At 64.2% G+C, this 12,186-nt stretch carries 11 protein-coding genes and 1 tRNA gene; 5 read left to right on the top strand and 7 right to left on the bottom strand.

Features of this window, described 5'->3' with window-relative positions:
• Positions 1 to 123: 123 nt before the first annotated feature.
• From FJ957_RS28135 to FJ957_RS28125, 3 genes are read left to right on the top strand one after another with little or no spacing between them, the layout of a single operon-like run.
• Positions 124 to 1,626, top strand: a complete 1,503-nt coding sequence (locus FJ957_RS28135; protein WP_140836079.1) for a sugar ABC transporter ATP-binding protein — start codon at positions 124 to 126, stop codon at positions 1,624 to 1,626.
• A 14-nt stretch (positions 1,627 to 1,640) separates the two neighbouring features.
• On the top strand, positions 1,641 to 2,639 hold the full coding sequence (locus tag FJ957_RS28130) for an ABC transporter permease (RefSeq protein ID WP_246685989.1): 999 nt from the start codon (positions 1,641 to 1,643) through the stop codon (positions 2,637 to 2,639).
• 12 nt (positions 2,640 to 2,651) lie between these two features.
• The gene (locus FJ957_RS28125) at positions 2,652 to 3,650 is read left to right on the top strand and encodes a substrate-binding domain-containing protein (RefSeq protein WP_140836077.1); all 999 of its coding nucleotides are present in this window, start codon (positions 2,652 to 2,654) and stop codon (positions 3,648 to 3,650) included.
• 83 nt (positions 3,651 to 3,733) lie between these two features.
• Here FJ957_RS28125 and FJ957_RS28120 read toward each other — a convergent pair whose 3' ends face one another.
• Positions 3,734 to 4,792, bottom strand: a complete 1,059-nt coding sequence (locus FJ957_RS28120) for an ornithine cyclodeaminase (protein WP_140836076.1) — start codon at positions 4,790 to 4,792, stop codon at positions 3,734 to 3,736.
• Between the two features lie 2 nt (positions 4,793 to 4,794).
• Positions 4,795 to 5,727 carry an arginase gene (gene rocF / locus FJ957_RS28115; protein WP_140836075.1) on the bottom strand — a complete coding sequence of 311 codons (933 nt, stop codon included), beginning with the start codon at positions 5,725 to 5,727 and terminating at the stop codon, positions 4,795 to 4,797.
• Between the two features lie 127 nt (positions 5,728 to 5,854).
• On the opposite strand from rocF, the gene FJ957_RS28110 reads away from it, so the two are divergent.
• Positions 5,855 to 6,295 (top strand): Lrp/AsnC family transcriptional regulator, encoded by a 441-nt coding sequence (locus FJ957_RS28110; protein WP_140836074.1) that lies wholly within the window; start codon positions 5,855 to 5,857, stop codon positions 6,293 to 6,295.
• Between the two features lie 259 nt (positions 6,296 to 6,554).
• Here the strand turns inward: FJ957_RS28110 and FJ957_RS28105 are convergent, their stop codons facing one another.
• The 5 genes from FJ957_RS28105 to FJ957_RS28085 all read right to left on the bottom strand — a co-directional run bounded on the left by FJ957_RS28105 (position 6,555) and on the right by FJ957_RS28085 (position 10,562).
• Entirely contained in the window at positions 6,555 to 6,932 is a 378-nt protein-coding gene (locus FJ957_RS28105) for a hypothetical protein (RefSeq protein ID WP_140836073.1), read from the bottom strand.
• 213 nt (positions 6,933 to 7,145) lie between these two features.
• Positions 7,146 to 7,343, bottom strand: a complete 198-nt coding sequence (locus FJ957_RS28100) for a hypothetical protein (protein ID WP_140836072.1) — start codon at positions 7,341 to 7,343, stop codon at positions 7,146 to 7,148.
• Positions 7,344 to 8,032: 689 nt separating this feature from the next.
• Complete coding sequence (locus FJ957_RS28095; protein WP_181180745.1) at positions 8,033 to 9,115, bottom strand: glycosyltransferase family 4 protein; 1,083 nt, start codon at positions 9,113 to 9,115, stop codon at positions 8,033 to 8,035.
• Positions 9,116 to 9,174: 59 nt separating this feature from the next.
• The gene (locus FJ957_RS28090) at positions 9,175 to 10,152 is read right to left on the bottom strand and encodes a hypothetical protein (RefSeq protein ID WP_140836070.1); all 978 of its coding nucleotides are present in this window, start codon (positions 10,150 to 10,152) and stop codon (positions 9,175 to 9,177) included.
• A 334-nt stretch (positions 10,153 to 10,486) separates the two neighbouring features.
• Positions 10,487 to 10,562, bottom strand: a tRNA-Gly gene (locus FJ957_RS28085).
• Positions 10,563 to 10,694: 132 nt separating this feature from the next.
• Here FJ957_RS28085 and FJ957_RS28080 point away from each other — a divergent pair.
• Complete coding sequence (locus FJ957_RS28080) at positions 10,695 to 12,158, top strand: site-specific integrase (RefSeq protein ID WP_140836069.1); 1,464 nt, start codon at positions 10,695 to 10,697, stop codon at positions 12,156 to 12,158.
• Positions 12,159 to 12,186 lie beyond the last annotated feature (28 nt).

Below are 12,186 nucleotides of genomic sequence, written 5' to 3'. Positions count from 1 at the left end.
CCGCCGCCGGCGCTCCCTTCCGGCACGTGCTTGCCTCGTCATCGTCGCCGGCAACCTGCCGGCGGCGATGACCGCGCGCTCGTACCGCCGTTGCGGTAGAAGAGCGCTGTTCAGGATTGCCGCATGAACGACGTGATTCTTTCCCTTGAAGGGGTCGGAAAGATCTTTCCCGGCGCCGTCGCGCTGAGCGGCGTGTCGCTGTCGATCGCGCGCGGCGAAACCCATATCATCCTGGGCGAGAACGGCGCCGGCAAGTCGACGCTGATCAAGCTCCTGGCCGGCATCTACCAGCCGGACTCGGGCAAGATCGCCTTCAACGGCCAGCCCTACCAGCCGAAGACGCCGCATGACGCGCAGCAGAGCGGCATCCGCATCGTGCACCAGGAACTGAACCTTCTGCCCTATCTCAGCATCGCCGAGAATCTGATGCTGGAAAACCTGCCGCGCCGCCGCTTCGGCATCGTCGACCGCAAGACGCTCAACAGCCGCGCGGTGGCGCTGCTCAAGGAAGTCGGCCTCGACATCGATCCGCGCACGCGCGTCGAAGCCTTGGGCGTCGCGCAGATGCAGCTGGTCGAGATCGCCAAGGCGCTTAGCTACGACTCGAAGCTCTTGGTGCTCGACGAGCCAACGGCGACGCTGACGCCGCCCGAGATCGAACGGCTGTTTTCCATCATCAAGCGGCTCAAGGCCAAGGGCGTCACCATCATCTACATCTCGCACCGGCTGCACGAAGTGTTCGAGATCGGCAACCGGGTGACGGTGTTGCGCAATGGCAGGCTGGTCGCGACCCGCGATCTCGAGGGCCTGACGGTGCCCGACCTGGTGCGCATGATGATCGGCCGCGACATCGCCGACGAATACGGTTTCGACGCTTCGATCGTGCCGGGCAAGGTCGCGCTCAGCGTCGCCAATCTGAAGCGCGACGCCGCGACGCCGGACATTTCCTTCGCCGTGCGCCATGGCGAGATCCTCGGCGTCGCCGGCCTGGTCGGCAGCGGCCGCACGGAAGCCATGCGCGCCTTGTTCGGCGCCGATCCCAAGCTCGACGGCGTCGTCGAGATCGACGGCAAGCCGGTGGCGATCGCCGCGCCCAAGGACGCGGTGCGGCACGGCTTGAGCCTGCTCACCGAGGACCGCAAGGGCCAGGGCCTGCTGCTCGACATGGCCGTCGACAAGAACATCACCATCACCGATCTCGGCAAGGTCTCGCGCAACGGGCTGCTCAACCGCCGGGCGGAGAGCGCGGCGGCAAACGATTTGGTCGGCCAGCTGCGCGTCAAGGCGAGCTCGATCGAGCAGGCGGTGCGCAACCTTTCCGGCGGCAACCAGCAGAAGGTGGTTCTGGCCAAGTGGCTGTTCCGCGGCACCTCGACGCTGATCCTCGACGAGCCGACGCGGGGCGTCGACATCGGCGCGCGGCGCGAGATCTACCAACTGCTCTGGATGCTGGCGGCGCAGCAGAAGGGCATCATCATGGTGTCGTCCGACCTGCCCGAGCTGATGGGCATGTGCCACCGCATCATCGTCTTTTCCAGGAACAGGATCGTCGGCGAGGTGCCGCGGTCCGAATTCGACCAGGAGCGCATCCTGTCGCTCGCCTATCAGGAGTATGTGCGACCATGAGCGAGACGTCCGAGATGGCCGTGGCGGCGCCGGTTTCTCCCGCAAGGGCAAAGTTCCTGCGCTTCCTCGTGCGCGATGCAGGCGTGTTGCTGGCGCTGGTGCTGATCACGCTGTTCTTCTCGGCGACCGCGCCTTATTTCGCCACCTCCGGCAACGCGCTGAAGATCTTCGTGCAGATCGCCATCAACACGGTGCTGGCGGCCGGCATGACCTTCGTCATCCTGACCGGCGGCATCGACCTTTCGGTCGGCTCGGTGCTGGCGCTGTGCACGGTCGTCGGCGCCACCGTGATGATCGACGAGAACCTGTCGCCGGCCGTCGCCATCACGCTGGCGCTGCTCGCCTGCATGGCGACGGGCGCGGTCTGCGGCTTCCTCAACGGCTGGATATCGACGCGCTGGAAGATCCCTTCCTTCATCGTCACGCTCGGCATGCTCAACATGGCGGCGGGCGCCGCCCGCGTCGTCAGCGACAATTCCACCATCACCGGCCTGCCGCAGAGTTTCGTCGATTTCGGCAATCTGATCATCGGCGGCTTCCTGCCGTCGATCTTCCTGGTCGCGGTGCTGGTGATCGCGGCCGGCTGGTTCGTGCTGCGCTTCACCGTCTTCGGCCGCATGATCTTCGCCGTCGGCACCAATGACGAGGCGGTGCGGCTGTCGGGTCACAATCCGGATTTCTACAAGGTCGCCGCCTTCACCATCAGCGGGCTCACCGCCGGCATCGCGGCCATGGTCTATCTTCTGCGCCTCAACATCGGCAGTCCGATCGCCGGCGTCGGCTACGAGCTCAATGCGATCGCCGCCGTCATCATCGGCGGCACCAGCCTCAGCGGCGGCAAGGGCTCGATCATCGGCACGCTGGTCGGCGCCTGCATCCTGCAGGTGCTCTCCACCGGATTGCAGCTGCTCGGCGTCGGCGACAATTTCAAACCCATCGTAATCGGCCTTGTCATCGTGCTCGCGGTCATCCTAGACGCGTACCGGGAGAGGCTGTTGCGGAGGATCCGCTGAGGGGAACGGGCCATGACGACGATCGCCGATGTCGCGCGCCATGCGGGGGTATCCGTCGCTACCGTCTCGCATGTGATGAACCATACCCGCCATGTCGAGCCGGAAACGGCAGAGCGCGTGCGCGCCGCGATCGCGGCGCTGCGCTACAGCCCGAACTCGGTGGCGCGGAGCCTGCGGCGCGGCGAGACCAAGACCATCGGCCTGCTGCTTCCGGACAATTCCAATCCGTTCTTCGCCAGCGTCGCGCGGCAGATCGAAGATGCCGGCTTCGTCTCCGGCTACACGGTGATCCTGTGCAACTCCGACGGCAATGCCGAGAAGGAGGAGCGCTATCTCTCGGTGCTGATGGCCAAGCAGATCGACGGGCTGATCTTCGCCGGCTCGTCCGACCACGCGCGGGTGTTCGCCCGCCTCCTGCCCAGCGTGCCGGCGGTGCTGCTCGACCGCGAGATCCAATCGGTCAATGTCGATTCCGTGCTGGTCGACCACGACCATGGCGGCTATCTCGCCGGGAAATACCTGGCCGGGCTCGGCCACCGGAAGATCGGCGTCATCGGCGGGCCGCGCGATTCGAGCTCCAGCCCGGCCCGCCTGCGCGGCTTTGTCCGCGCGCTCGAGGAGGCAGGCCTCGAGCTGCCGGCCGCGTCGATCGTCGATTCCGACTATCATTTCGCCGGCGGCCGCCTGGCGATGGAGCAGCTGATGGCGCAGGCGCCCGACATCACGGCGCTGTTTGCCTGCAACGATCTGATGGCGATGGGCGCGCTGACCGTGCTGCGCTCGCGCGGATTGCGGGTTCCCGACGACATGTCGATGGTCGGCTTCGACGACATCCCCTATGCCGTCACCACCTGGCCGCCGCTGACGACGATCGCGCAGCCGGTCGAAAAGATCGGCACGCGGGCGGTGAGCCTGCTGCTGGAGCGGCTCGGCGATCCGGCCGCGCCCTCGCGCCGCGAGGTGCTGGCGCCGGTGCTGGTGGAGAGGGAAAGCTGCGCGGCGCGGCGGTAGTCTGGCAGTTGTCGTCGCCGGCGCTGCCCCTCATCCGCCCTTCGGGCACCTTCTCCCCGTGAAACGGGGAGAAGGGAAAGACTTCACGCAGCCGGCTGCGTGGCGGCCCGCAACAACATCCCGAACAGGTCGCGCGGCTCGTCGGGGTCGGCGAGCAGGTCGAGCTCCTCGTAGAGGCCGGTGGCCTGGAGCTGGTCGCGGACGTAGCGCAGCGCGGAAAAATCTTCCGTGGCGAAGCCGACGGAATCGAACAGCGTGATCTGCTTGGCCGATTTGCGGCCCTCAGCCCGGCCGGTCATCACCTGCCACAGCTCGGTCACCGGATGATCGGCGTCGAGCTGCTGGATCTCGCCCTCGATGCGGGTCTGCGGCGGGAACTCGACGAAGATGTCGGAGCGCAGCAGAATGTCGCGGTGCAGTTCGGTCTTGCCGGGGCAGTCGCCGCCGACGGCGTTGATGTGGACGCCGGAGCCGACCATGTTGTCGGTGAGGATGGTGGCGTACTGCTTGTCGGCGGTCACCGTGGTGATGATGTCGACGCCTTCCACGGCATCCTGTCCTGTCGCGCAGATGGTGATGTCGAAACCCTTGCCGGCGAGGTTGCGGGCGCATTTTTCGGAAGCCTGGCGGTCGATGTCGTAGAGCCGCAGCCTATCGATGCCGAGCAGCGCCTTGAAGGCGATGGCCTGGAACTCCGACTGGGCGCCGTTGCCGATGACGGCCATGGCTTGGCTGCCCTTCGGCGCCAGGTATTTGGCCGCGACGGCAGAGGTGGCGGCGGTGCGCAGCGCAGTCAGGATGGTCATCTCGGTGAGCAGCATCGGATAGCCGGAACCGACATCGGCGAGCACGCCGAAGGCGGTCACCGTCTGGCGGCCCTCGCGCATGTTCTTCGGATGGCCGTTGACATATTTGAAGCCGTACATCTTGCCGTCGCTGGTCGGCATCAGCTCGATGACGCCGTCATGGCTGTGCGAGGCGATGCGCGGGGTCTTGTCGAACAGCTCCCAGCGGCGGAAATCCTCCTCGATATAGGCGGCGAGCTCGGTCAGGAAACGCTCGACGCCGATGGCGAGCACAAGCTTCATCATGCGGTCGACGCTGACGAAGGGGACGATGGCAAGGCGCGAAGGCTGGGTCATGGTCAGAGGCTTCCGGAGTGGCTGCGGGTCGGGCGGTCCATGATGCGGCGGCCCATCAGGCTGGCGGTGAGGTCGACCATCAGGGTTGCGGTACGGCCGCGCTCGTCGAGGAACGGGTTCAATTCGACCAGGTCGAGGCTCGAAACCAGGCCGCTGTCGGACAGCATCTCCATCACCAGATGCGCCTCGCGAAAGGTGGCGCCGCCGGGTACCGTGGTGCCGACGGCCGGAGCGATCGAGGGGTCGAGGAAATCGACGTCGAGGCTGACATGCAGCAGCCCGTTCTCCTTCTCGACGCGGGCCAGGAAGGCGCGCAGCAAGGGCGCGATGCCGTGCTCGTCGATGGCGCGCATGTCATGCACGGTGACGCCGGCTTCGGTGAGCGCGCGGCGCTCGGCCGGATCGACGCTGCGCAGGCCGATGGCGCAGATGCGGGCCGGGTCGACCGCTTGCGGCAGATCCGGGAAATAACCCTTGAAACCCGCCTGGCCGCTGGCATAGGCGAGCGGCACGCCGTGCAGATTGCCGCTGGTGGTGGTGTCGAGCGTGTGGAAATCGGGATGCGCGTCGAGCCACAACACGAAGAGCGGCCGGCCGCGCTCGGCAGCGCGGCGCGCCACGCCGGACACGGTGCCGGCGGAGATCGAATGGTCGCCGCCGAGGAAGATCGGCATAGCGTCCCTGGAAGCGGCGTAAGCGGTCTCGGCGATCGCCGCCGTCCAGGCGGAGATCTCCGGCAGCGCCTTCAGCGCCAGGTTGCCGTGGACCACGGGCCGCGCCGCGGCCTTCTCGACCGCGCCCCAGTCCTCGATCTCGTGGCCGAGCTCGGCCAGCACCGAAACCAGCCCCGCCGTGCGCAGCGCGCTCGGCCCCATTTCGCATCCCATCCTGCCCGCGCCGTCCTGCACCGGCGCGCCGACGATCCTGCAGCGCATTTTTTCTCACCTTGCGATTGATCGAACAAGTGAACCATCGCCCGCTGGCGGTTTGAACAGCTAAAATTGGCATTTCGAGAAGACTAATCTATCATATTGGTCAGATGATTTGATCGAAATGGAAGCCATGGACGCTCTCGACGAGAAGCTGGTGACGTTGCTGAGGCATGATGCGCGGCGCAGCGTATCCGACCTCGCCATCGATCTCGGCGTGTCACGCGCCACGGTCAGGTCGCGCATGGAACGGCTGGAAAAATCCGGCGAGATCATCGGCTACACGGTCGTGCTGCGCGCCGACGCGGTCGATCAGAAGATACGCGGCGTGATGACGATCGAGATCGAGGGCCACGCCGCCGACCGCGTCGTCAAGACGCTCGGCGGCCTCGCCGAGGTCTCGACCATCCACACCACAAACGGCCGCTGGGACCTCGTGGTCGAGCTCGGCACCGCCACGCTCACCGATTTCGACGCTGTGCTGCGGCGCATCCGGCTGATCCCCGGCATAACGGGGAGCGAGACAAGCCTGCTCTTGGCGACGCCGAGGACGACGCGGGCGCGGCTGGCGTAGCCGCAGGGTCGGTCGAGGCTTGCTTGCCGAAGAGCGTATCGCAATATGACGTGGCCGGGTTCCAGCAGTCCTACAACCATTAGGCGACGTGCCAGGCGACGTGTTTGCGCATGGCGGAGAAGCGAAGACCGCCAAAGAGCGTAGCCCGGTATGGCGGATGCCGGCGCCGTCGCTGCAGCGGCATTGTACGGCAGCGCCGGTGTGAAGCCTGGGAAGGCCCGATCACACCGGCAGCCGCCTTGCAAGGAAGGCAGGCTCGTCAGCCGTTCGGATAGTAGCCGCCGTCCGAGCCGTCGCCCATATAGGTTCCCTGGCCGGTGGCGTCCTGAAGCCGCTGATCCAGCTCGTTGATCTGTCCGATCGCCGATCCGCCGCGCTGGATGCTGTCGGCTTGCTGCATCAGATCGCGGGCCTTGGCCTCGGAGATCTTGCCGAGCTCCCTGGCGTCGCGGATACCTTGCTTGACGCCAAGCAGCTGCTCCGTCGCGGCTCTCGCCTCGGGATCCATCGGCACTGACGCCGTGGTTGTCGTGTCGACCGCGGCTCCATGGTGGCGGTGCACGGCATAGGCGCTGGAAAGCGGTATGGCCGCGAAGATCGAGGCGGCCGCAATGAGTTTTGGGATGAAAGAACGCATGATGACATCTCCCTGCGATGGAGGAAGCGGCAAACCGCTTTTTCCGAAACGGGCCGTCCGGTCGCGTCGTGTCGCGGTGCAGGCCGTTCACCGCCGGCGTTTCTCGGCCCAAGACAGACATATAGAAGCCACTCCGGCGTTGAAACGAGAGTGGAACGTAAACGTTATCCGATGTGAACGGGCGTTGAATCGCCAATGCGCGGGCCGGGGTCTTCAGGCGACACTGGCGAACGGGACCGGCGAACTGGCAGTCTGTCCGCCAAGCCCGGCATTGGCCAGGTCGGCAAGCTGCTCGGCTTGGCCGCGCGTCAGCCCGATCAGCGGTCGGCCGTCCATCTCCGCCGGGACGTCGAAAGCCAGATCACACACGAGCCAGTCGTCGCACGGATCCTGCATCGCTGCGAACCTCATTGGCGCTCCTTGTTTTGGCGCAGCAGGAGCGGGCTCGGTGTCCACAGAATCGCTGACCGCCCTTTGTTTTGGCCCATGTGTTGCCCCGGAACCGCAGCGCGCTCCCACGACACGCATAGAAATTGAATCAGAGTCCGATTGTTCCGGCGCAGGCCAATGAAATATCGGTAAAAGGCTGAAACATCGAGAAAGCTCCCCCGGCCGCAGCGTCGAGTGGAGTTCATTCGCCCGGCTGGCGAATTCCTCCGCTTGCTCGCGCGTGAGACCGAGCAGCACCCTGTCCGGTATCTGCGCCGGGCAACCGGACCGCAGATCGTACACCATCCATTGGCCGCACGGATCCTGTAAGGCTGTGAACCTCATGGCCGTTTTGTTTAGCTATGCCCCAACGTTACGACTTGCGGGATGGTCCCCGCGAAACTGCCCGGCCGGATTAATTCCGGCACTTTCGCTCAACATATAGTTGTCGGGCGCCCGGCAAAAGAGGCTCTACAGTCCCTTCGGCATGCGACCCAAGTCTGATGGGTCGCTAATATTTTCAGGATGGCGAACGCTACCTGCCCGGGAGAAATATCGCGTGATCCATCTGCTTGATCCCTTTTGCGGGAAGTCCGTGACGGAAGGCGCACAGGCGCTCGGTTCAGGCGGGGACGTTTTTCGGGCCATGCGCGGCGCCAAGACGCGCTGCCCTATTCATGCCCACGTCTGCGCGAGATGGATTTGATGATTTTCTTGAGACGAGACGGCCATCTCCGCGCGAGCTTGCTTTCCAGATAGGCGATGCGCCCGCGCAGCGCCGGCAAGCTTTCCCGCTCCAGCCACATCGCGTCAACCTCGCTCGCCAGGCGTTCGAGATAGGCCGCGAACGGGCCCGCCGCCGGCTCCGGCACACCGGATTCCAGCGCTTTTCGATAAAGGCCTTCCAGTCCGTCGACCGCAATCTGGAGGGTTCGTTCGCGCCGCACCTTTGCCGTTACCTGGGCCGCGTCCTCCGGCGAATAGAGAGCAAGCTCCCGGCGCAGCCATGCCTCGTTGATCGGCGTCGCGCCGCTGAAGTAGCGGGGTCCGAAATTCAAGAAGGAGCCGCGGTCGAAATTCTCCACGGTCACCAGTCCACCGGCCTGGGTCGGCGCCAGCGTCATCACCGCGCAACCGGTCGCCATTGCTTCCAGCGCGGATTTGCCGCTTGCGAAGACGAGATCATATTGCTGCAGCAGCATCTCCGGCCGGGGTTGGCTATTGCCATAGGCCGCGCCGATCTTGTCGAGTTGGAGACCGAGCGCGGCACAACCGGATTCCAGTTGCGAAAGCTCGATCGCGGGCAGGCCACTGCTCTGGAAGAGCAGCGCCCGGCGCATCTCCCGAGGCGGCGCGCGCACCTCGGAGAAGCGCGTCGTGTTGACAAAGTTCGGCACGCAGGAAACACGCCCGGGATCGAGATCGAACTCGGCGACGGCGCGTCGCACCATCCATTCGCACATCATCACGTAGCAGTGGATGCGATGGTGCATGGGCGGCTGTTCCACCCATGGTATGGCGCCGTGACAATAGTAGACGGCAGGCGTTGATTCGAAGCGCGCCATGGCCGCCATGGCCGGCAGATGATGGTGGGCGTGGATCAGGTCCGGGGTCCACGGCACGTCGTCCAGGCGGGATACCACACGCACGCCGCTTGGCCAGAGCAGTTTGGCGACACCGCCGAGACGAGGACTGAAAACCGTGATTTCGTGGCCGCGCTCGGCCATTTCGCGGGCGACCTCGACGGTGACCATCTCCGACCCGTGGAAGTCGACAAGCTCGCGTTGGGTCATCAGGAGCCGCATGCCGGCTCCTATAAGCGGCACGGGGGCACGGCAACGATAAGGCCGGCCCTTGCGGCGTCGTTGAGATAGCCGATCCCGAAGGGCAGGACCGGACCGTCGCCCCTGTCGCCATAGGCCGCGGCCAGCTCCGACTGATCATACTTCGCGAACACCGGAATATCGGCGACAAAGCGTCCATGCAGCTCGATATGCCAACCCCAGTCGCGCAACAGGCGGTAGGGGATGCCGCTTGGATCCTGCACCAGAACATCGGTCCGCTCCCGCAGAAGACGGCGAAGCCGCTCGAAGGGCGGTTCGTGCAGGAGATAGCTCGCGCTCTTCACAAAGGTCGCCAGGCGGCGGGTGGCCCCGAGGTGACGGCTGAGCGGACTCTCCCGCCGCCAGTGTTCGTCGCGAAGGTCCTGCTGGAAATAGGTGAGGCGGGTTGGCGCCGCCCGGTCACCGAACAGGATATGGATCCCCGTGCCGTCGACGGGATCGATCCGGTGCAGCGGCAGCCCGGCATGGGCGATCTGCGCGATCAGGAGCGGCAGGACGCCCCCTATGCTGCCGCTCGTCAGCTGTGATCGCAGGTCCTTGGTGACGAAATAGGAGCAGTCGAGATAGTGCCGCAAGATGTCCGCAACGCCGGCCAACGCGAAGTCGTCCGGTCTTTCCGCGAGCGGCCAGGGGCCGCATGGTTCGGCGCCAACCAGTATATATTCTCGAGCGTGCGGGAAAAGGTGAAGGGGGAACAGCAGGTCCGGGCCGCCGAAAGGATAGAAAATGGTCTCGACCGTGGTCCGGTGCGCCGCAAGGTTGTTCTGCGCCCAGTGCGCCGCTGGCTCGGCGAAACGGCGCTTGAAACATGCGAACAAGCCATGAATCGCTTCGGCAGGCCCGGATCCGGAGGGAGCCCGAACAAAACCCTGCAATAGAGGCGAGAGCGCCTCCGCCAGCCCGTTGCGGGCCTCCAAATCGGCCTGTGAGCAATCAGGCTGGTACACGCGGCACCTGCTCAGCGCACGCCCACGTGGTGACCGGATCGACAATCGCGGCGCACCGAGCAACCGTTGATGAGAGAGGGAAGGTCATGGGTATGGAGCCTGTTCAGGCCAGATACTTCGGCAAGCGTGCCTGCGTTACGCGACAAGCGCCCCGCCGAGGCCTGCCTTGCCGTTGTTAACCTACCTCCGGTGCGAGGGGCAATCGCGAAATGATCCGCGAAAGGCTCCGCCAAGCGGCAGGCATGAGTGAAAAACAGCGTATGTCAGCGGCAAAAATGAAAAGGGCCGGATCGATCCGGCCCTTTTTCATAGCGCTTAACTTCCTTGAGGAAATTGGAGCGGGTGAAGCGATTCGAACGCTCGACCCCAACCTTGGCAAGGTTAGAGATGGGCTACCCTACGCTATCCGCTAATATCCAGAAGCTGGATAACACCTTGATAAAACTTGACAATATTTTCGGCGGCTCGCTATGGTGACCCAAGCTTTTCCCTCACGGTGTTGACCACGTGTTGACCAAAACGAAGATTGAGGAAGGTGCTCCGTGGCAAAACGCGTCGGCGTAGCTCTTACAAAACGGGTGGTTGAATCCGCTGATAAAAGGGACCAGCGATACTTCGTTTGGGACAGCGAGTTGTCCGGCTTTGGCCTGCGCGTCGAAACCAGCGGCGCTAAAACCTTTGTCGTCCGGTATCGTGCCGAAGGCGGTGGTCGATCGGCTGCGCAGCGGTTCGTGACCATTGGCAGGTTAGGTACGCTTACCCCCGAACAGGCGCGAAAGCAGGCAAAGACTATTCTCGGAGGCGTCGCCAAGGGCGAAGATCCAGCGGACGAACGCCGCGCAAAGCGACGCGAGATGAAGATAGCTGGCCTGATCAATCTCTATGAAGAAGAGGGCTGCGTCGTTCAGCGCGGGAAACGGCAGGGTCAGCCGATGAAACCGTTGACCAAGCAGTTGACGCTCGCGCGCCTTCGTAACCATGTCGTTCCACTGCTCGGGCACAAGCGCGTCAGTGAAGTGAATGCAGGCGACATCGAACGTTTCGCCCGTGACGTCACCGCTGGGAAGACGAATCGAGACGAGAAGATCGGTCCCCGCAGACGCATCATTGTACGCGGGGGTGATGGCGCGGCTCGCAAGGTCGTGCGGGACTTGTCTGCTGTTTTCAGCTTCGCGATCCGAAGCGAGATTGTCCCGAGGAACCCTTGCGAGACGGCGGCCGTTCGCAAGACGGACAACCAGCGAAAACGCTTCCTCTTGCTCGATGAAGTGACCCGTCTCGGGTCGGCGCTGGATGAACTGGAGGCCGAAGGGGTCAACTCAAAGGCGATCAGTATTGCACGGCTCTGGGCGCTGACTGGCTGCCGACGAGAGGAGATCGCGTCCCTCAAATGGGCTGAGGTAAATCTCAGTGAGGGACTTTTGGAGCTCGACGATAGCAAGACCGGAAAGTCGATCCGACCCCTAGGAGCTGCCGCGGTTGCTCTGCTAGAGAGCCTGCCGCGTGAGGCAGGTAACGATTTCGTATTCCCGGGTGAACGTGGCGACAGCTATTTCCAAGGCACCAAGCGCATCTGGGCGAAGGCGATCAAGAAGGCCAAGCTTCCCGGTGTAACACCTCACACGCTTCGGCATACCATCGGCTCGACCGCTGTCTCAACGGGTGAAGCCTTGGCGCTGACAGGCGCAATCTTAGGGCATTCAAGTCCACGTTCGACAGCCATCTATGCGCACGTGCAAAACGATCCGTCTCGGCGCGCGGCTAATCGCGTTGTCAAGAAAATTGCTGCTGCGCTGGCCGGAAACAACCAGACATTGCGCAAGCCACCAAGGAAACCTGCGGTGCCGGAGGGTTTGGCCGATCTCGATGGGTTGGTCCAATCATTGTTCGTCCGCCTATTGCGAGAGGGGCTCGATGCGGCACGAGTCAAGAATATCGTGACAGACATGATCGCCGCGCGCGAGGCCGGCCACAAGGTTGTCCAGGCACCTACGAATTCTGAATGAGGCGAGGACTTCTCTGAGACTGCCGGGG

Origin of the sequence: Mesorhizobium sp. B2-4-6 (assembly GCF_006442775.1) — a bacterium.
In the GTDB taxonomy this organism is placed as follows: Bacteria; Pseudomonadota; Alphaproteobacteria; order Rhizobiales; family Rhizobiaceae; genus Mesorhizobium.
This window is presented reverse-complemented; position numbering and strand designations above follow the sequence as displayed.